Raw genomic sequence first — 20,557 nt, forward strand, 5'->3', positions numbered from 1 at the left:
ATGTGTACAACCTGTGGTTGCGGCGAAGGTAACCGCTATATCGAAGGGGATGAACATAATCCCCATTCCGCTTTTCGCAGTGCCCCTTTTGCACCAGCCGTGCATCCAGCCATAAAGATTACCGGACTGAAAACACCTTCTTTTATACCTAAGGAAACCCGTTCGGGAGATTTGCACTACGGACATGGGGAAGCGGGAACCCACGCACCGGGAATGACGCAGCGCCGAATGCTGCAAATAGAAATCGATGTTCTTGATAAAAACAACCAGATCGCCGCCCACAATCGCGCGCAGTTTTCCACCAGACAGCAGTTGGCGCTCAATCTGGTATCCAGCCCCGGTTCCGGCAAAACCACGCTATTGACGGAAACACTGCGACGCCTGCGCGGTCGCGCCGAATGTGCTGTTATTGAAGGCGACCAACAAACCAGCAACGATGCCGCCCGTATCCGCGAAACAGGTACACCTGCCATTCAGGTCAACACCGGAAAAGGCTGCCATCTGGATGCACAAATGATCCATGACGCCATGCAGCGTCTACCGCTGGCGAATAATGGGATACTGTTTATCGAAAACGTTGGCAATCTGGTGTGCCCTGCAAGTTTCGATCTGGGTGAACGTCACAAGGTGGTGGTTCTTTCCGTCACGGAAGGAGAAGACAAGCCGCTAAAATATCCACATATGTTTGCAGCGGCTTCCCTAATGCTACTGAACAAAGTGGATTTGCTGCCGTATCTCGATTTTGACGTTGAAAAATGTCTAGCCTACGCCCGTGAGGTTAACCCGGATATTGAAATCCTGCTGGTTTCCGCCACCAAAGGGGACGGTATGGAGCAGTGGTTAACGTGGCTGGAGGCGCAACAGCAATGTGCATAGGCGTTCCCGGTCAGGTAAAAGAGCTTATCGGCGACAGTGCTGCCTGGGTCGATGTTTGCGGCATTCGCCGCGAAGTGAACATGTTATTAGTCGGCGCATATGACGACGATGGCCAGTCGCGAATTGATCAGTGGGTATTGGTGCATGTCGGCTTCGCCATGAGCGTGATTGACGAACAGGAAGCCCGCAACACGCTGGAGATTTTACAAAAGATGTTTGGCGTCGAACCCGATGTCGGCGTGTTGCTGTACGGTGAGGATCAGCGCTAATGCATCTTGTCGATGAATACCGCGATCCCGAGAAAGTGATGGCGCTTATTGCCCACCTTAACCAGCGGGCCCCGATGCTTTCTTATACCAAACAGCGTCCGTTGCGCATTATGGAGGTCTGCGGAGGTCATACGCACGCGATATACCGCTTTGGTATTGATCAACTGTTGCCGGAAAATATTGAATTTATTCACGGCCCAGGCTGCCCGGTGTGCGTCCTGCCGATGGGGCGTATCGACAACTGCCTTGAGATAGCCAGCCATCCAGAAACGCTTTTTTGTACCTTCGGCGACGCCCTCCGTGTTCCGGGGAAAAATGGCTCTTTGCTGGATGCCCGCGCCCGTGGCGCAGACATCCGCGTGGTTTACTCCCCTCTGGATGCACTAAAACTGGCTCGCGATAATCCACAGCGCAACGTGGTGTTTTTCGCCCTAGGGTTTGAAACCACCATGCCAGCAACCGCACTCACCCTGCAACAAGCCAAGGCCGATGGCGTCGACAATTTTTACCTTTTTTGTCAGCACATTACTATCATCCCCACCCTACGCAGCCTGCTGTTACAGCCGGATAACAGCATTGACGCTTTTATCGCACCGGGACATGTCAGCATGGTAATCGGGGTTGATGCTTACCAGTTTATCGCCACTGAATTCCAGCGCCCGTTGGTCATAGCGGGATTTGAACCGGTTGACCTGCTGCAAAGTGTTCTCATGTTGATCGAGCAAAAACTCGCCGGTCAACCTGATATTGAAAACCAGTACCGCCGTGTGGTGCCAGATGCAGGCAACACGCTAGCGCAAAAAGCGATAGCGGATGTTTTCATGCTGAAAGGTGACGCCGAATGGCGTGGTCTGGGGATTATTGGTGAATCCGGCGTGACATTAACCCCAGATTACCAGCAGTTCGATGCGGAACGTTATTTTCGCCTACAGCCGCAAGAAACCAGTGACGATCCGCGGGCATGCTGTGGAGACGTATTAACCGGACGCTGTAAACCCCATCAATGCTCGCTCTTCGGCACAATCTGCACGCCACAAAGTGCCTTCGGCGCGCTGATGGTTTCTTCTGAGGGCGCGTGCGCCGCCTGGTATCAATATCGCGCACAGGAGACAGCATGATGAAAACCATTACCCTCGCCCACGGCAGCGGCGGCCGAGCGATGCAACAGTTGATTTCTAGCCTGTTTATAGAGGCCTTCTCTAATCCATGGCTCGCAGAACAAGAAGATGCGGCACGCTTATCGCTGGCGGAGCTCACTGCCAGCGGTGACAGGCTGGCTTTCTCTACCGACAGCTATGTCATTGATCCGTTATTCTTTCCCGGTGGGAATATTGGAAAACTGGCAATCTGTGGCACAGCCAATGATATTGCCGTTAGCGGTGCGCGACCACGCTGGCTCTCCTGCGGCTTTATCCTCGAAGAGGGGTTAAGTTTGGAGATGCTGGAAACTATCGTGCGCAGCATGGCGCAAACCGCTCAGGAAGCGGGTCTGGATATCGTCACTGGCGACACCAAAGTGGTTCCGCGCGGCGCGGCGGATAAAATTTTTATTAACACGGCAGGCATCGGTGCCATTCCCCATCAGGTGTGCTGGGGAACCCATCAGATCGACAAAGGCGATGTCATTATCGTCAGCGGAACGCTGGGCGATCACGGGGCGACGATCCTCAATCTGCGCGAACAGCTTGGTCTGGAAGGTGAGCTCGCCAGCGACTGTGCGGTGTTAACTCCCCTGATTCAAACGCTGCTACCGATACCCGGCGTCAAAGCGCTACGCGATGCCACACGTGGTGGTGTGAATGCCGTGCTACATGAATTTGCAGCCAGCAGCGGATATGGGATGGACATTATCGAGGCGCAGTTGCCAGTAAAACCCGTTGTTCGCGGCGTGTGCGAACTGCTGGGACTGGATCCGCTAAATTTCGCCAATGAGGGTAAAGTGGTCATTATTACCCGCCGAGAATCCGCGTCCGCCGTGATGGAGGCCCTACATCAGCACCCATTGGGATGTGATGCGGCGTTGATTGGCGAAGTAACCGAACGGAAAGGTGTACGCATAACCGGGCTTTACAGCGTGAAGCGCACGCTGGATCTTCCTCATGCGGAGCCTTTACCGCGCATTTGTTAGCATGCACATCGTGAAAACGCTGGCGGATAACGCCAGCGTGCTCTCACTGACTTATACACTTCTACGAGAGATGAAAAAATGCCCTACGACCTCGACTGGTAGGCATATTGCCGTCCACCACAGGTAAGGAAAGTGCCATGCGAGCGGTTTGTTCTGCCAGCGTCAGCATCGCTTCCGCCGTCAGGGTTTTCTTCAACGGTGACATCAGAGATGAAGCCAGATATTGTCCACATCCGTCAACATAACCCACAGTAAAGCGGATATCGCCGCAAGGCAGGCTCAGCCCCAGCGATTCCCCGACAGTCCGTCGTAGCCAGCACTGATCCGGGCCGGGCAGTACCAGCAAGCTCAGCATCCAAGGCGTCAACATGCAGCCAATCCACTGGTGCTCAAACAGTTGAAATCCGCACGCGGACACCGGAATCTGAGGCTGAAAAAAGGGCAAAGACTGCATTTCCCTCTCCGCGATCGCCTGAAAAGCCGTTTCTAACTGTGCAGCTGGATTGTGCTGAAACCCGTTAACAACATCCGGCATCAGACGCCTCCCGCAACTCGGCGACCACGCCGCTAGACCGTAACGCCGCCAGAACCTGAGCCAGCGCAGGCTCAATCGCCCGACTGGCCAAGGCCGTCAGGCCGATACCGGGTTCAAGCGATGCAGGCACAACGCCCACCAGCGTCAACCGGCGTGGGAATTCCTCCGTCAGCCGTAGCGCCATCAGTACATCGGAAAGCCCGAGCTGATGGGGCGACACTTTGCGGGTAAAGAACGCGGGGATTTCCTCATCATGCAGTTCCACGACACTGCCGGGTGGGCTATCAGCCAGAACCGCATCGGCCACAATCAGGTGATCACGGTTTGCCATTACGTCCATCAGTTCCATTCCTGACGTGCCGCCATCCAATACCTCGACGTGCTCCGGCAAACGGTAGCGCTGCTCAAGCGCTTCAATAATGCGAACGCCCACGGCCTCATCGCCCAACAGCAGGTTGCCAATCCCCAGCACCAGAATGCTCATCACAGCACCCTAACCTTGGTCACTTCCTGACCGGTGGTATCGACAAGATGCACGGCGCAGGACATACAGGGATCGAACGAATGAATCGTTCGCACGACTTCCAGCGGTTTGTACGGATCTGCCACCGACGTCCCCACCAGAGAACGTTCATAAGGGCCAGGCTCATTGTTAAAATTGCGCGGCCCCGCATTCCAGGTTGAAGGCACAACCGCCTGATAGTTGGCTATTTTGCCATCTTTGATAACCACCCAGTGTGACAGCGCACCGCGCGGTGCTTCAATAAAGCCCACACCGCGGAATTCACCTTTATCAGGAATGTTAGGGGGAATAAACGTTTCATGATCGCCATTACCGATATTCGTCACCAGCGCCTGCCACTGCTGTGCCAGCGTGTCATGCAGCACGCAGGCATGTACGGTGCGCCCTAAAACCCGCCCCAACGTTGATGGCAGTTGCTCCTCCGTCATTACGTTACCGGTTAGCGTTTTGTAAATATCATTGGCGCGTGTGAAATAATGCTGTGCGGGCTGATAGCCAGCTCGCAGATTACACAGCAGCCACGCCAAAGGCCCCATTTCTACCGCGTTGCCGTAGAAGGTTGGCGATTTCACCCAGGAATATTTACCGTCATCCTGCCAGCCGGTGTAATTCGGGCGGGTCAACCCCTCCCAAGGAGCCAGCGGCTGATCATCCTGATACCAGGCATGTTTGCCACTTTCCTCGATCCCCTTGAGCAGGTATTCATCATGCGGATTGTTTATCGGACGAAATTTTCCATTATCCAGAAACCCGCCCGGCATCAGGAACGTCTCACTTTTACGATCGACAGGCAGTTCTGGTACACAGAGATAACAGTCGGCTCCTCGCCCCACAGTGAACCACTCAGGATAATGAGCAGCGATAACTGCCGTGTCGACCAAATAAACCTGTTCGATGAAATCACCAAGACGATCGATAAAGGATTTCAGATACATCAGGCGTTCCAAATTCAGCACGCCCGGTGAATCAAGATTGATAGGGTTTGCCACGCCGCCAACGGCCAGATTCTGAATATGCGGCGTTTTTCCCCCCAGAATCGCGACTATCCGGTTGGCATCACGCTGACACTCCAGCGCCTGCAAATAGTGAGCGACGGCAATCAGGTTAATCTCCGGCGGCAACGACATCGCCGGGTGTCCCCAATAGCCATTAGCGAAAATACCGAGCTGGCCACTACCGACCAGATTTTTAATCTTCTGCTGCACCTGAGCAAATTCTGCTTCACTGTTCAGCGGCCAGTTTGACAGGCCTTTTAGCAGATCTGCGGCTTTTTTCGGGTCGGCCTGTAGTGCCGAAGTGATATCAACCCAATCCAGCGCAGAAAGTTGGTAGAAGTGCACGATATGGTCATGAATACTGTGCGCCGCCGCGATGATATTACGGATATATTGGGCGTTGACCGGCACTTCCATCCCCAGTGCATTTTCCACCGCCCGCACAGAGGCCAACGCATGAATGGTGGTACACACCCCACAAATACGTTGCACAATCATCCACGCATCGCGCGGATCGTTGCCTTTGACTATCTCCTCCATACCGCGCCACATGGTGCCGGATGACCAGGCTTTAACCACTTTGCCGTCTTCAATTTCGCAATCGATGCGCAGATGCCCTTCAATACGGGTGACGGGATCAATGGTGATGCGTTGGCTCATGCTCTACCTCTAACGATTTATTTTCATTTTTGTGTTGATGCACAGGCAACACTGGCAACAACCGGATCAACAGGATGTAGGCACAGACTTCTATTGCCACAAAACCGATGGATATCAGCAGCTCGCTGAATGTTGGGAAATAGCCGTAGCCGTTGCCTGGGTTGTAACTCAATAGGGAATAATTCAGACGCCAGAACGCCGCACCAAAGACCATGCACAGCGCACCGATAAACAACAAGCGAGGGTCGCGACGATTATTCTTCCGGCGAAAAAGCAGCAGAGGGATCGCCAGCAGCAGTGTTTCCACCCAGAATGAAAGGGCGAAACGATCGATGTGCCACAAATACGCGGTCTTGTCTCGCGCAATAAGCTCCCCGAAGCGCAGTACAATAAACAACAACAGTAGAATATCGATGGTGCGGGTCAACCGAGTAAATAACGGTGTCTCCTGAACGCTTTTCCCCCTAAGGCCCGCCTGAACCAGAGATCCTTCAAAAATCACAATTGAGAATCCCAAAATAGCAGCGGTTAACAGCGAGAACAGCGGCAGCATTTCGTAGCTTTGCCATAGCGGGTGCACCTTGATACCCGCGGCAATCATCAGCGAACCCATAGATGACTGATGCATTGATGGCAGCAAAGCCCCCAGCGCAATAACAAAAAACATCAACTTATTCAACCGCCTGAGCGAAACCTTCCACCCCAAGCGCTCTAACAGCGTCGGAGCAAATTCCAACACCATCACGCCGATGTATATCGTCATACACACTGCCGTTTCAAAAAGCACTGACGACGTATTGAAATGACCGGGAATGAAGAAGTAGGGCAGATTCCAGTAACGCCCCACGTCGATCGTGATGGATAACCCGCCGAGTGAGTAACCGAACAGACTAGCCAGCAGCGCAGGACGCACCAATGGATGATATTCGCCGCGGTTAAAAACATAGACAGCCCAAGCCAATGCCCAGCCACCACACGCCAGACCGGTTCCGACCAACAGATCGAAAGCAATCCAGATACCCCATGGATAGCCACCATTTAAATCGGAAACGGAACCAATCCCCAGCACCAGCCTTTTCACGATCAACAACAGGCACAACACAATGAAAGGTGCCAGCAACATCACGGGCCAACTCACCAGCCGCCCGCCAAGGGGGCTCGTTTTATGCATCGTCATGTTCATCCTCTTTTTCGTCCTGATCGTGCTTACCCATGTTGCGCTGCACCAGGAAAGTGATCCCTGCCAGTGCAGCAAACGGCAGAACCATGCCTTTATACAAGGAGTGCTGTACATGTTCGGAACGCGCCCCCGTTGATAGGCTATCCAGCGGTGGCAACCCTAAGTTTTCAAACGGTACGCCAGTCAACACCAGCACCTGTGTTCCGCCCCCCTCCAACTCGCCGTACACATGTTGCTGGTAATGTGGAAGAGGATGTTCGTACCGATCGTTCCCCTGCAATGTCTGGCGTGGAAACCGGTAAGGCTCTCCTCTTTTCCCTGCAAGGCGCATTTTAGCTTCGTCCAGCAGTTGCTCCCGCGTGCCGAAAATCACCGCCCCCGTCGGGCAGACTTCAACACACCCCGGCAACCCTCCATTATCCAACCGCTCAACGCCCTTCTGATTGCAAAGCTCACACTTGTGAATTTTTCCGAACGGGTCGTCATAGTCATATTTCGGCACATTAAACGGGCACCCCACGATGCAGTAACGGCAACCGGTACACACATCGGGATCGTAATGCACGATGCCTGTATGGGCGTCTTTACGTAATGCTTGCACCGGACAAACGGATACACAGTTGGGATCCACACAGTGCATGCACTGTTTTTTGATATAGGCATAACCGTTTTCCGTCTGGTCTTTATGTACGCCGCTCCCATCACTCCACACCTGAATAATGTTGTTGGTGTAGGGGCTGAGCTTATCGTTGTTCGACCATATCGGTTCCGTGCCCGCATAGGCGTAGGTCGCCCCATGCGGTGCATCACTATGGTTGATGCGCTGACACTGGCTGACGCATGCCTGACACCCCACGCACAGCGTTGAGTCATACAGCATGCCAAGCGAGTTCGGAATTGGCGGCTTGTTCTCTGCTTTCGCCAACGCAGAGGGGGCGATGCCGACCGTCATCATCCCGCCAGTAGCCAGTTTTAGAAAATTACGTCTGTCCACGGCTTACTCCTTGCGCGAGGGCTGATCACCATCGTTACGATTGGTCTTTTGTTGCCGCCCCAGCTCTTTCACCGTCATCAAACTGACGCCAGCCACCAGCCCCACAACACCGCCAAGCAACCCGACCGTGCTCAGGCTGACATTCCCCCCTTCCTGACTCATCACGTCTGGTTTGGCATTACGCGGTGTGGGGTTTTCGACGCTGGCGAGTTGAGCTATCCCTTTAGTAAAACCGATACCTTGCTCATTGCAGCCATAGCATGGATGGCCGATTCCGACCGGCCATATGCCACCACCGACATCACAGAACTCCAGAGTCGGGCAGTTACCGTACGTTTCCGGCCCCTTGCAGCCGAGGTGGTACAGACACCACCCCTGTCGATGGCCGTCATCACCGAACTGTTTGGCAAAACGCCCCGCATCGAAATGCGGGCGGCGCTCGCAATTCTCATGAATCAGACGGGCGTAGGCGAACTCGGGACGGTTTTTCGCATCAAGCGCAGGGGGACGCTGATAGGTAATGATGTGGGCGACGGTGGCCAGGAAGTTATGCGGATTAGGGGGACAGCCAGGGATGTTGATGACCGTTTTATCAGGCAGGATTTCCTGCAAACTGACCGCGCCGGTAGGATTAACACCGCTTGCAGGAACCCCGCCCCATGCGGAGCAAGACCCAATTGCGATGATCGCTGCGGCGTGCTGCGCGGCTTCGCGAATGTGGTCAACTATTGGCTTACCGGCCACCATGCAGTAGATTCCACCATCCTTTATGGGGATAGATCCATCCACAACCAGCACATATTGGCCTTTGTATTTCTCAATAGCGTGGTGTTTGTTTTCCTCCGCCTGCTCACCAAACGCTGCCGAAAGCACTTCGTGATATTCCATAGAGATAACGTTTAACAACAGACTCTCAATAGTCGGGTGAGTCGCCCGTAATAAAGACTCCGTACAGCCTGTACATTCCTGTGCTCCAATCCAGATAACGGGTGGCCGCGCAGAAGAACTCACCGAGGAAGCGATATCAGCCGCCGCTCGACTGCTCAGCCCCATGGTGGCAGCCAGCGCAGCGCACAGCTTCATGAAATCACGACGATTGACACCCTCACGGAAAAACATTTTATTTTCTTCAGTCATTATTCTTACATACCTTCAGTTAGCCAGTGAGCAACTCACTACAAACTTAATGGCAATACTGATTACTCCTTGCACATAACATCGAATTGATTTGCATCATTTTTTAATCATCAAAAATTTATTATTCATAAAAACATGAGTAAGATCGCTTCAGTTACCTCACTGGTGTTGACACATGGAAAGCACTATCGGAAGGAAATAATAATCATTATTATTTTATGGGCGTCATTTATCGCAGAATCTTATGACTCTCAAATAAAAAGCATTCCCGTTTGATAAATAAAAAAGAGGCGAACTTATAAGAATGACACTTTCGTCGTTATTATTTCCTCCAGCGAAAATAACAATACTTTAAAATAAAACCGGTCTGAAATAATTAACTCTAGCCACCAAATCAGCACATCGCTAATATCGAGTATTTGACGTTATATATTCTAAATAATTAGAAATGCGGGGAAAAACGTTAGCGTTTTGAATAACGCAAGGCGTTACCCCTTTAGGATAAGGCCCACGAATGGGCCAAGTAACAAAACCAACGCCTATGCCGCTTGAAGTATGGCGGTATGCAATCGTTACCCCGCGAACTGCCGGAATAACGCTTTGCCGCGCAGTAGCCGCACACCCAGCCAACCACCACAGAGCGAGAGGAGGAACGCCGCGATTAACGGAAGCGTTATCCACATCGTGACATTCGGTTCCCAGGCAAAGTTAAAGACCTTCCGCTGTAACAGCCACAGGGCCGATTCAGCACCAATCGCCGCCGCGGTTCCAGCCACCAAACCCAGTACCGCGAACTCACACCACAGCGTAGTGCGCAACAAGCGTAATCCCGCACCCAGCGTCCGGTACACCATCAACTCCTGACGCCGTTGACGCATCCCGACCTGAATTTGTGCCAGCAGCAGCAAGACACCGCAGAACAGCACCAGTATGACCATAATCTCCAGCGCACGACTGACCTGCTGCAAGACTTGCCCTACCTGACGCAGAATACTGCCGATATCCATCACGCTCACCGTCGGGAACTGACGATTCATTTGGGTAATCATCTTCTCATCGCCATCGTAACGGAAGCTGGTCAGCCAGGACTGTGGCTGGTTATCCAACGCCCCCACGGGGAAAATAAAGAAGAAGTTCGGGCGCAGACTTTCCCAGTCCACCTGACGGAAGCTGGTCACCGTGACGCTAAACGGCTGCGTATCACCAGTAAAGGTCAGCGTATCACCAATCTTGATGCCCATCTCTTTGGCTTCTTTCGCTTCCATCGAGACTTCGCCCGCCTTCGGCGCTTCCCCTTCCACCAGCACGTTATGTTGTGGAATCCCATTCATCCACGTTAGGTTCAATTCACGGTTTACCGTGTTACCACCCGGATCGTCCTCATGGATCACTTCCGTCGCGATCTGTTGATTAATCTCCGTCAGACGCGCGCGAATAATCGGGAAGAACTGCTCTGGCATCACATTATGCTGAGAGAGAAAATCCCTCACCTGCGGCACCTGTTCTGCCGTAATGTTCAGCAGGAAATAGTTCGGGCTACCCGGCGGCAACTGCTGCTGCCAGCGATCCAGCAAATCACCACGCATCACCAACAGCAGCGCCAATAGCATGAAGGACAGAGAAAATGCGGCCAGTTGGCTGAGCGTCGACCACGGCTGACGCAACAGGCGATTAATAGCCAGACGCAACGCCAGTCGTTTAACCGTCAAACGCCGTAACAGCAGCAGCCCGCCCCAACCGATAACGCCCAACAGTAGCGACAGTACAGCAACACCACCGAGCAGCGACCACAGCAGCACGCCGCCGCCGGACAACACGGCCAGCAGGCCGACAACAATAAGCACAACAATCGGCAGGTAGTAGCGCAGCGGCCACACGTTCGCCGCCACATCCTGACGCAGCACGCGCAGTGGCTGTGTCGCCAATAGCAGTCGATACGGCCTTAGCCCAACCAACAGCGAAATCAACACCAGCGATCCCAACGCCCATACCCACGGCCATAGCCCAGAGGCTGGCAATGCAGCAGGTAGCACCGGAGCCAGCATTTTCATCAACAGCGCTTCAAATCCCAGCCCAAGCACGCTACCGCAAACCGCCGCCAGCCCGAGCACAGAGAGCCATTGGCCGATGATTAAACGCCTCAGCGCTTGTTTACCTGCTCCCAATGTTTTCAGAATAGCGACCAAATCATAGCGGCTGCGGCAGTAATGCCCCATCGCCACTGCAACGGCGGCGATAGACAGCAGCAGCGTGAGCAACGCCGACAACAACAAGAACTGCTGTGACCGCTTTAACGACTGGCTCAGCGCGCCTTCAGAATCTTCCATGCCATACCAGCGCTGATCGGGCTTGAGCTGTGGCTTGATGAAGTTACTGAACTCACTAATCTGTTTTTCATTGCCGGAAAACATGTAGCGCCAGGTAATGCGGCCGCCCGGCTGAATCGCCCCTGTTTTCTCGACATCGTCCAGATTCATCAGAATACGCGGCGCGGTTTCGAACGGATTAAAGCCGGAATCCGGTTCCTGAATCAGTTCACCGCTAATACGCAACGAGGTATCGCCGACGTCCAGCATGTCACCGACGTTCAAGCCGAGTAGCGCCAGCAGGCGCGGGGCCACCAGCACCGTTCCCGCTTCGGCATGCAGCCCCTCAGGACGCGTCTGCAAATTGCCGTACAGCGGATAGCGCTGGTCGGTAGCCTTAACCTGCGCCAGTTGCGGCGTATCGCCCGCGAACGTCATGGTCATAAAGGAGATCTGCCGACTGAGCGTCAGCCCGCGCTGCTGCGCGTCCAGAAGCCAGGTATCCGCGACAGGTCGCGATGCACGCAGCACGCGGTCACCCGCCAGAAAATCACGGCTCTGCTGACTGAGCCCTTTTTCCATGCGATCGCTGATCGTACCCAGCGCCAGCACGCAGGCCACCGCCAGCGTTAACGCCAGCCAGACAATCAGTAAGGAAGGAGAGCGCCATTCGCGCCAGAACCACCGCCAGATCATGCATCCTCCCGCAGTTTGCCGTCGACTAACCGCAGACGTCGCTCGCAGCGTGCCGCCAGTTGCTCATCGTGCGTCACCAGAATTAACGTAGTGGCATAATCTCGATTGAGGGAAAACAGCAAATCAACGATGCGTTCACCGGTTTTACGATCTAGGTTCCCGGTGGGCTCATCGGCAAACAGCACGTTAGGACGACCGCTGAACGCACGCGCCAGCGCCACACGCTGCTGTTCACCGCCAGAAAGCTGGGCGGGAAGATGATGTAAGCGCTCACCCAGCCCGAGCTGTTGCAGAAGTTGCTCGGCCTGCCCACGGCTGTGGCTGTCGCTTTCACCGCGCAGCAACGCAGGCAATTGCACGTTCTCCAACGCGTTCAGCGTCGGCACCAGCATGAAAGACTGGAAGACAAAACCGACGTGTTGAGCACGCAGTGCCGCGCGACCTTCTTCGTCCAGTGCGTTCAGCGATTTGCCCATCAGGCTAACCTCACCTTCGGAGCCATCATCCAGACCAGCCAGAATCCCCAGCAAGGTTGACTTACCGGAGCCGGATTCGCCAATCAGGGCAATTGTCTGCGCAGGTTTGACAATGAGCTCAACTCCGGTAAGGATGGAAAGCCGATTCTCTCCTTGACCAACGTGCTTACTAAGATGATGAACTTCAAGAATGTTTTCTACGTGCGCAGTTTTGCTTGGCGTAGCACTCGCTGGGCTGGTCTTCGCAAACATGTTTTCGTCCTTTTGCTTCTGGGATTATGCAGCGTACGCGCTTTCGCCGCTGACACATTATTAATTCTGGGCGATAGCCTCAGTGCGGGCTACCAGATGCCAGCCGCTAACGCCTGGCCAACGCTGCTGAACACGCAGTGGCAGACGCAGAAAAAAGGCATCGCCGTGGTTAATGCCAGCATTAGCGGCGATACCACCGCACAGGGGCTGGCACGCCTCCCTGCTCTACTGAAACAACATCAGCCGCGTTGGGTGTTGATTGAACTGGGCGGCAATGACGGGCTTCGGGGGTTTCCTGCACCCAATATCGAGCAGGATCTGGCGAAAATCATTACGCTAGTCAAACAGGCTAACGCTAAGCCGCTGCTCATGCAGGTTCGTTTGCCAACCAACTATGGCCGCCGCTACACCGAGTCATTCAGCAATATGTACCCCAAACTTGCGGAGCAGTTTGCGCTTCCTCTGCTGCCTTTCTTTATGGAGCAGGTGTATCTTAAACCGGAGTGGATGATGGAAGATGGCATCCATCCAACCCGTGATGCACAACCGTTTATCGCAGAATGGATGGCGAAGCAGCTGGAACCCTTAGTTAACCATGAGTCTTAATAAATAGGCTTTTGAATTAGGTAAAGTTATGCAAAAAACGGTCTTCATTACCGGTTGCTCTAGCGGCATTGGCCTGATTGCCGCGCAGGATTTGCAAAAACGCGGTTATCGTGTGATTGCGGCCTGCCGTCGCGTAGAGGATGTCACGCGTCTTGCCGCGTTGGGTCTGGAAGCAATCACGCTCGATCTGGATGACAGCGCCAGCGTTGAACAGGCCGCTGCGAACGTGATCAGACTGACCGATAACCGTCTGTATGGTTTGTTTAACAACGCCGGATACGGCCTGTATGGGCCACTCAATACGATTTCACGCCAGCAGCTCGAACAGCAGTTTTCCAGCAATCTGTTCGGCACGCATCAGCTCACGCAGTTGCTATTGCCCGCAATGCTGCCACACGGCGAAGGCCGTATCATCCAGACCAGTTCGGTCATGGGGCTGGTGTCCACGCCGGGACGCGGCGCGTATGCCGCCAGCAAATATGCACTGGAAGCCTGGTCGGATGCGTTGCGCATGGAGCTCCACGGCAGCGGGCTGCGCGTCAGCCTGATCGAACCCGGCCCGATTAGCACACGCTTTACTGATAACGTGGCGCAAACGCAGACGGACAAGCCGGTCACCAATCCCGGTATCGCCAAACGCTTCACGTTGCCGCCGGAAGCGATACTGCCGAAACTCCATCATGCGCTGGAAAGTTCACGACCTAAATTACGCTACCCCGTAACGCTGGTGGCTCACGCCTTAACCTGGCTGCGTCGTCTGTTACCGGGGTGTCTGCTGGATAAAGTATTACGAGGATAAGGCGACAGAGGGTGACGTATTGCGCACTCACCTCTGCACGAGGCTTGTAAGTCACATCAACAGGCCCCATCTAAAGATCAAACGAATTCAAGAAGTAAGAGAGAATACTCATGTTAGAACAACAAGCGACTATCGTTGACGTTAACGAATCCAACCTAAATCAGGTTTTGGAACACTCCGCGACACTGCCCGTCCTGTTTTACTTCTGGTCGGCGCGTAGCCAACACTGCCTGGAACTGGAGCCAGTGCTGGACAAGCTGGCGCAGGAATACGCAGGACAGTTTGTTCTGGCGAAGGTTGACTGTGATGCCGAGCAGCGCGTAGCCGCCCAGTTTGGCCTGCGCTCAATCCCAACCGTTTATCTGTTTAAAGACGGACAGCCGCTGGATGGTTTTCAAGGCCCACAGCCGGAAGAAGCGGTTCGCGAATTGCTGAAACGCGCACTGCCGAAAGAAGAAGAGCTAAAAGTCGCTCAGGCACAGCAGCTGATTCAGGAAGACAAACTGCCGGAAGCAATGCAGTTGCTGAAAGACGCCTGGCAACTCAGCCAGCAGCGCAGCGACATCGGCCTGATGTTGGCGGAAGTACAGATTCAAATTAAACGCAGTGAAGACGCCGAAGCCGTGTTGGCTACCATTCCTTTGCAAGATCAAGACACTCGCTATCACAGCCTCGTCGCTCAGATTGAGTTGCTGAAACAGGCAGCAGATACACCAGAAATTCAGCATTTGCAGCAGCAGTTGGACGCGGACCCGCAAAATGCAGATCTGGCAGTGCAGCTATCTCTGCAACTGCATCAGGTTGGTCGTAATGAAGAAGCGCTTGAACTGCTGATGGGATTCCTGAAGAAAGATCTGGCCGTCGCTAACGGCAGCGCACGTAAAACGCTAATGGACATCATGGCCGCCCTCGGCACCAGCGACGCCCTCGCCGCCCGCTACCGTCGTCAGCTTTATTCGCTGCTGTATTAATTCTCTTGTGAAAAAGGCCAGAACGTTGATTCTGGCCTTCTTATTTTCAAACAAGTATCAGCACCGTTGTTTTTTCATCGTTTTATGCTGAATTGATTCGATGGTTTCGGGCAGGTTTGCCCGGCGTAAAAATTGCGCTGAGGTGAGCGTTACCGCCGAGTGAGCGGCATGGACGCCGCGAAAGCCTGTGCCGCGTCGGACAAAAACGTCAGAAACGTTTTTGAACAGCACTTGTGCTGGCCCGAAGGGTGAGTCCCATTTATGGGGCGAGTAAACGCGTCACTGGCGGCTCGAAAGCGGGAACGATCGACGAAGGCACCGCGCAGCGGCGTAATTCACGCCAAAAAGCCTGGGGTCACGGGGCGAGCGGCGCTTGAGTAACCGTGTTGCCGGTCAAGCATTTTTATGAGTCGTCATCCCATAATTTTTGTCATAGGGCTGCTGCGTATGCAGCACGCCATAACACAGATGCACCAGTTTCCTCATCGCCGCCCCTATCGCCACCATCTTCGCTTTTCCTTTTAGCCGCAATCTTTCATAGAGCGCTCTCACATGACTGTTCCAACTGATAGCCGCTATGGCTCCCATATACAGCTTTGCCCGGATGCCCGGCGGCCCTATTTTAGACAATCTGGCTCTGCCACACACCGAGGTGCCTGAACGTCTCTCTACAGGGATAACCCCCAGATACGCCGCCACCTGTTCCGCACTCCTGAAGTGATTACCCCGGATGATGGCTAACATATTCCACCCGATTTGCTCTCCAACTCCATCAATCGATTGCAGAAGTTTCAGGTCGTTTTTTAGCCTGGGATGCTTATCTATATGCTCCGCTATCAGGCGTTCAATCCTTGCCAGCTCATCCTTTAAATTTCGTTCAATCGACTCCAGCGAGGTCAGGACTTCTTCCGGGGCCACTGTGGATTTCAACGTGCTCAGCCGATTTTCTACGCGTTGTTTATCATCAAGCACGCTATCCCTGTGCTGCAATAATGCCCTGAGTTTTCTTATTTCTTGCGAAGGCGGAACCCAATTTTCTGGTTGTTTCAGGTAGCCATAGCACGCCAGAACATAGGCATCCACTTTATCCGTTTTCGTCAATATCCCCATTCCTTTGGCAAATTCACGCACTCGATGGGGATTTGCCACTGACACAAGAATGTTAGCCAGATGAAGGCCATAAGCGAGGTGTTCGTGATAAATGCCCGTCGCTTCCATGATGATATGAGCTTGGCTCGGTTCACATTTTTGCAGGGTTAACCATTGAGCCAAAGCCTGTGCTGAGTTGGGGCCATTGGGTAACACTTTCGTCTTCCGTTTACCTTTAATGCCATCAACCAATAAGCACACATCGATAAAACGTTTACTGATATCAATGCCGACGTAATACATAATGTCCCCCCTTTCACTGAAGCCGTCACGCCCGTTCCGCTTGTACATCCAGAGTCAGTGCTCTAGGTAACCGTTCAATGTTAATGCTGGCGTGAAAGGTGAAACAGAGGGCTTAAACTCAATCGCAAGGTTATAGCCTTGGCGCCCCTTGGAAGCTCACTCTGTTTCATGTAGTGATAGCTAATCACTACATGAGAAAGATACAAGCCGCCCCCTGTCGGGCGCGTGCTACGAAGTAGCATGAAAATAACGGTACTATCGCGCACGAAACTGCCCCGAAAGCCGAATAGAAATGTGGCTAAGAGGCAGCATTAGGATCAGATCCTCAATTCCTCGCTGACTACAGCGTCTTCAGCACCGAGATCCAACCGTGCCCGCCGTACACTGGCCAGCCGTTTAGCCAGCGGCGCAACATATTCATCGCCAGCATCGCAACGACTTCCTGATGGGTTTTCAGACTGTAGCGCTGCACGTTGAACTGTATCGTTTGGGCGAAAGATCCTTCGGGCGTATGCAGAGCCAAGGAAAGCTCAGCATCGTCCCGACTACCGACCACCAGCGCTAACGATGCGCCTTGGCGCTCTGCCAGATGGCGTGCATAGTCAACTAGCCCAGATAGGCTGGTGTCTTGAGCGTTTGCCAACAATTCTCCGCCCGCCAGCGGAACGCTTGCAGACTGGAGCTGCCAGTTGAGCAACCCAGCAGTGAAATGTTCACTCACCGCTAACGTCATATCACGTTCGGCAAGACGTCGAGCCAACTGTGCCGGTAGCCCTTCAGTGCCTTCAAAGATGGCATTTTCCCCTGCGACGGTGCGCACGGTTTCCCACAGCTGCTCCATTTTTTCCTTCTGTGCCGCTGGACCAGTCAATTTCAGCTCGATAATCGGCATAGAGGAACGGTAGCCCAACACCACGCCCGGCGGTAATGCCATGCCATCCAACTGGCTTGCCAGATCGCTCTCGGAGCGCCCAAAAGTGGTCAAACGCAAGCACAGCGGCGCATCTGCGACAGCAAAACGCTCGCGCAGACGCGGCATAATTTGCTGATCGACCATGACCTTGAATTCAGAGGGTACGCCCGGCGTAAAAAACATCAGGCATTTGTTCAATTGAAGCGCAAAACCACAGGCGGTGCCCACCGGGTTATCCACCATCTCCGCACTGGCGGGGATTTGTGCCTGTTTGCGGTTGCTGGGCGCCATCACTCTGCCGCGCTCGACAAAGAAAGCCTCCATACGCGCCAGCCATTCGGCATGCTCAACCAGCCCTTCACCTGCTGCGGTGGCCGCTGCCAATGCGCTGAGATCGTCGCTGGTCGGCCCTAAGCCGCCATTCACAATCAGGATATCGGCTATCTGGCTACGCTGTGTTATCGCCGTCACCAGCGCATCGAGCTCGTCACCCACCGTCATCCGGCTGGTCATCGGTAGTCCCTGCTGAAACAGATAATCCGCCAGCCAGGCTGCATTGGTGTCAATAATCTGACCATGCAGCACTTCATCGCCGGTACATAACATCTCAACCCTAAGCATTTTTTCACTCCTGATGATGATTCTGGAACCACTTTAGAAAGTCAGATGAACAAACACAATATTTCTTTCAGCCAGCCCGATAATGCGCCACGCCGACGCATCTCACTCCAGTGTAAATATAAAATTACACCCTTCGTAACGGCGTTTTGACAGGAATCACTGAATACTCTACCCTGCAGCCAAAAATATCTGCATAACCACGCTATATATATAGAGGAATAGGTGAAAAATCGTACTCTTGGCAGTATTTTCATCGTTGCTGGTACCACAATTGGAGCAGGAATGTTGGCGATGCCATTGGCAACAGCGGGCGTCGGATTTGGTACCACATTAATGATATTGATCGTCCTGTGGGCACTGATGTGTTACAGCGCCTTGTTGCTGGTTGAAGTGTATCAGCATCAACCGTCGCACACGGGGTTAGGCACATTGGCAAAAATCTACCTCGGCCGTTGGGGGCAGTGGATTACCGGTTTCAGCATGCTATTTTTGATGTATGCGCTAACGGCGGCGTATATCAGCGGCGCAGGCGAACTGCTCGCCAGCAGCATCAGCCAGTGGAGTGGCTACTCACTTCCGCTGTCCGCAGGGATTTTGCTCTTCACGCTGGTTGCTGGCGGTGTCGTTTGCATCGGGACATCTTCGGTCGACTTATTCAACCGCATCCTGTTTAGCGGCAAAGTACTGATGCTCGTCATCATGCTAGCCGTCATGGTTCCGCATATTCAGCGCGTCAATCTGTTAACGCTGCCGCTGCAACAGGGTCTGACGCTCTCAGCATTACCCGTTATTCTGACCTCATTCGGCTTTCACGGCAGTATCCCCAGTATCGTGCACTACATGGGTGGTGACAGTCGTAAGCTGCGCCGGATATTCCTTATTGGTAGCGTGATACCGCTGATTGCCTATATTTTCTGGCAGCTCGCGATGTTGGGCAGTCTGAGCTCTTCGACATTCAATGCTATTTTGACCGATCAGGCAGGATTGAATGGATTGATGCAGGCAATTCGCACACTCGTTGCCTCACCGCACGTTGAATTGGCCGTCCACCTGTTTGCCGATCTGGCACTGGCGACCTCTTTCCTCGGCGTGGCGCTCGGATTATTCGATTATTTAGCCGATTTATTTAAGCGTAAAAATAGCGTCACAGGGCGCGCGCAGACGGGATTGCTGACCTTTATTCCACCGCTGGTGTTCGCACTCTTTTACCCGCAAGGGTTCGTAATGGCGCTGGGCTATGCGGCGATTGCACTGGCCGTGCTGGCATTACTCATTCCCGTTCTGCTGAGCTGGCAAGTACGCAAACAGAATCCTGAAATACGTGCAACTCGTGGCGGTGTGCCGGTTCTGGCTATGGTCTTCGTCAGCGGCATAAGCATCATCCTGATCCAGTTGGCGATGGTGGCAGGCTGGCTGCCGTCAATCAGCTAATCTTTTCGGCCGCCCTAGACATAAAAAAACGCAGGGAGCGTTTTTCAACGTTGCGTAGCAACGGCCCAAAGGGTGACGGACAAGGATGTCCGTCATAAAAAAAGAGCGTGAACTCAACATTCACGCTCTTTTTTCTTTCCGGCTACAACATAAAGCCAGCACACCTGCGGCTTTAAGTATAACGGGTATATTAGAAGCTCAGACCAACGCCGACATAGGCAGAATCAGCCAACTTGTTATCTGGGCCGTTTTCACGCGCCATATTGATGTAACGGTAACCGACATCGACGCTCAGCGGTGCAAACACCTGCCAACGTACGCCCGCTTTCCCTTCAACATAGTGATCGACATGGCTGGAGAAAGCATCCGGTGCATAATAACCTTCGCCATACAGCGAGAACTGGCGGCTCAGCGGCCACTGCACGCCACCACCCAGTGCAACGCCATAGCCATCATTGCCGTGATCCTGGTTCAAATACAGCGCTTTGCCACCCAGAGTCAGCTTGAGTGGACCAACGGGAATGGTGTATCCCAGACCAAAACCGTAGACGTCATTGTTGTTGTCGCCGTGGGCGTAGCTCACATTGCCAGCAAGACCAGGAATACCCAGACCGAAGCCCGCACTGGCACCAGCGTAATCACGACCTGCTTCCCCAGAAAGGCTAATGGCATGTACAGAAGCACTTGCAAGTAACAGGCTTCCCGCACAGGCAATCACAAACTTTTTCATTTTCAATATCCTTAAAACCGTCGTTAAACGCGCGTGTAAAGATGTTATCGTTGCCGATTCTACCCGA

General features: G+C 53.5%; 20 protein-coding genes. 9 read left to right on the plus strand and 11 right to left on the minus strand.

Annotation, left to right across the window (positions count from 1 at the left end):
• Genes hypB through hypE form a run of 4 tightly spaced genes read left to right on the plus strand, consistent with a single transcriptional unit; the run spans nucleotide 1 to nucleotide 3,273 of the window.
• Nucleotides 1–876, plus strand: coding sequence for a hydrogenase nickel incorporation protein HypB (gene hypB / locus DUT67_RS16080; RefSeq protein WP_113632277.1), 876 nt, complete (start codon nucleotides 1–3; stop codon nucleotides 874–876).
• A complete protein-coding gene (locus DUT67_RS16085; RefSeq protein WP_113632276.1) occupies nucleotides 867–1,145 on the plus strand; it encodes a HypC/HybG/HupF family hydrogenase formation chaperone in 279 nt (92 codons plus the stop codon). The genes hypB and DUT67_RS16085 overlap by 10 nt, the downstream gene beginning before the upstream one ends.
• A complete protein-coding gene (gene hypD, locus DUT67_RS16090) occupies nucleotides 1,145–2,263 on the plus strand; it encodes a hydrogenase formation protein HypD (RefSeq protein ID WP_113632275.1) in 1,119 nt (372 codons plus the stop codon). Before DUT67_RS16085 ends, hypD begins: the two co-directional genes overlap by 1 nt.
• A complete protein-coding gene (hypE, locus tag DUT67_RS16095) occupies nucleotides 2,263–3,273 on the plus strand; it encodes a hydrogenase expression/formation protein HypE (protein WP_113632326.1) in 1,011 nt (336 codons plus the stop codon). The genes hypD and hypE overlap by 1 nt, the downstream gene beginning before the upstream one ends.
• A 61-nt stretch (nucleotides 3,274–3,334) precedes the next feature.
• Here the strand turns inward: hypE and hybE are convergent, their stop codons facing one another.
• The 8 genes from hybE to ybbA all read right to left on the minus strand — a co-directional run bounded on the left by hybE (nucleotide 3,335) and on the right by ybbA (nucleotide 13,027).
• The gene (gene hybE / locus DUT67_RS16100) at nucleotides 3,335–3,808 is read right to left on the minus strand and encodes a hydrogenase-2 assembly chaperone (RefSeq protein WP_113632274.1); all 474 of its coding nucleotides are present in this window, start codon (nucleotides 3,806–3,808) and stop codon (nucleotides 3,335–3,337) included.
• Nucleotides 3,792–4,292, minus strand: coding sequence for a HyaD/HybD family hydrogenase maturation endopeptidase (locus DUT67_RS16105; protein ID WP_113632273.1), 501 nt, complete (start codon nucleotides 4,290–4,292; stop codon nucleotides 3,792–3,794). The genes hybE and DUT67_RS16105 overlap by 17 nt, the downstream gene beginning before the upstream one ends.
• Nucleotides 4,292–5,986, minus strand: a complete 1,695-nt coding sequence (hybC, locus tag DUT67_RS16110; RefSeq protein ID WP_113632272.1) for a hydrogenase 2 large subunit — start codon at nucleotides 5,984–5,986, stop codon at nucleotides 4,292–4,294. The genes DUT67_RS16105 and hybC overlap by 1 nt, the downstream gene beginning before the upstream one ends.
• On the minus strand, nucleotides 5,964–7,163 hold the full coding sequence (hybB, locus tag DUT67_RS16115) for a Ni/Fe-hydrogenase cytochrome b subunit (RefSeq protein WP_189339505.1): 1,200 nt from the start codon (nucleotides 7,161–7,163) through the stop codon (nucleotides 5,964–5,966). The genes hybC and hybB overlap by 23 nt, the downstream gene beginning before the upstream one ends.
• A complete protein-coding gene (gene hybA, locus DUT67_RS16120; RefSeq protein ID WP_113632271.1) occupies nucleotides 7,150–8,160 on the minus strand; it encodes a hydrogenase 2 operon protein HybA in 1,011 nt (336 codons plus the stop codon). Before hybA ends, hybB begins: the two co-directional genes overlap by 14 nt.
• Nucleotides 8,161–8,163: 3 nt before the next feature.
• Nucleotides 8,164–9,297: a hydrogenase 2 small subunit gene (gene hybO / locus DUT67_RS16125; protein WP_048259201.1), complete on the minus strand. Its 1,134-nt coding sequence runs from the start codon at nucleotides 9,295–9,297 to the stop codon at nucleotides 8,164–8,166.
• 572 nt (nucleotides 9,298–9,869) lie between these two features.
• Complete coding sequence (gene ybbP, locus DUT67_RS16130; RefSeq protein WP_113632270.1) at nucleotides 9,870–12,299, minus strand: putative ABC transporter permease subunit YbbP; 2,430 nt, start codon at nucleotides 12,297–12,299, stop codon at nucleotides 9,870–9,872.
• The gene (gene ybbA, locus DUT67_RS16135; RefSeq protein WP_113632269.1) at nucleotides 12,296–13,027 is read right to left on the minus strand and encodes a putative ABC transporter ATP-binding protein YbbA; all 732 of its coding nucleotides are present in this window, start codon (nucleotides 13,025–13,027) and stop codon (nucleotides 12,296–12,298) included. The genes ybbP and ybbA overlap by 4 nt, the downstream gene beginning before the upstream one ends.
• Between ybbA and tesA the strand changes: the two genes are divergently transcribed.
• From tesA to DUT67_RS16155, 4 genes are all read left to right on the plus strand, one after another.
• Nucleotides 12,953–13,633 (plus strand): multifunctional acyl-CoA thioesterase I/protease I/lysophospholipase L1, encoded by a 681-nt coding sequence (gene tesA, locus DUT67_RS16140; RefSeq protein ID WP_198528812.1) that lies wholly within the window; start codon nucleotides 12,953–12,955, stop codon nucleotides 13,631–13,633. The two genes, ybbA and tesA, sit on opposite strands and share 75 nt — an antisense overlap.
• Nucleotides 13,634–13,661: 28 nt before the next feature.
• Entirely contained in the window at nucleotides 13,662–14,432 is a 771-nt protein-coding gene (locus DUT67_RS16145) for an SDR family oxidoreductase (RefSeq protein WP_113632268.1), read from the plus strand.
• A 110-nt stretch (nucleotides 14,433–14,542) separates the two neighbouring features.
• Entirely contained in the window at nucleotides 14,543–15,403 is an 861-nt protein-coding gene (locus DUT67_RS16150) for a co-chaperone YbbN (RefSeq protein ID WP_048259197.1), read from the plus strand.
• Nucleotides 15,404–15,651: 248 nt separating this feature from the next.
• Entirely contained in the window at nucleotides 15,652–15,780 is a 129-nt protein-coding gene (locus tag DUT67_RS16155; RefSeq protein ID WP_258304631.1) for a hypothetical protein, read from the plus strand.
• A 16-nt stretch (nucleotides 15,781–15,796) separates the two neighbouring features.
• On the opposite strand, the gene DUT67_RS16160 is transcribed toward DUT67_RS16155, so the two are convergent.
• Nucleotides 15,797–16,795, minus strand: a complete 999-nt coding sequence (locus DUT67_RS16160; protein WP_113628142.1) for an IS110 family transposase — start codon at nucleotides 16,793–16,795, stop codon at nucleotides 15,797–15,799.
• A gap of 340 nt (nucleotides 16,796–17,135) precedes the next feature.
• Nucleotides 17,136–18,329, minus strand: a complete 1,194-nt coding sequence (locus DUT67_RS16165) for a nicotinamide mononucleotide deamidase-related protein YfaY (protein ID WP_113627447.1) — start codon at nucleotides 18,327–18,329, stop codon at nucleotides 17,136–17,138.
• Between the two features lie 222 nt (nucleotides 18,330–18,551).
• Between DUT67_RS16165 and tyrP the strand changes: the two genes are divergently transcribed.
• Nucleotides 18,552–19,760 (plus strand): tyrosine transporter TyrP, encoded by a 1,209-nt coding sequence (tyrP, locus tag DUT67_RS16170; protein ID WP_113627446.1) that lies wholly within the window; start codon nucleotides 18,552–18,554, stop codon nucleotides 19,758–19,760.
• A 190-nt stretch (nucleotides 19,761–19,950) separates the two neighbouring features.
• Here tyrP and DUT67_RS16175 read toward each other — a convergent pair whose 3' ends face one another.
• On the minus strand, nucleotides 19,951–20,490 hold the full coding sequence (locus tag DUT67_RS16175; RefSeq protein ID WP_011092807.1) for a YfaZ family outer membrane protein: 540 nt from the start codon (nucleotides 20,488–20,490) through the stop codon (nucleotides 19,951–19,953).
• Nucleotides 20,491–20,557 lie beyond the last annotated feature (67 nt).

The organism is Pectobacterium peruviense, from assembly GCF_003312355.2.
In the GTDB taxonomy this organism is placed as follows: Bacteria; Pseudomonadota; Gammaproteobacteria; order Enterobacterales; family Enterobacteriaceae; genus Pectobacterium; species Pectobacterium peruviense.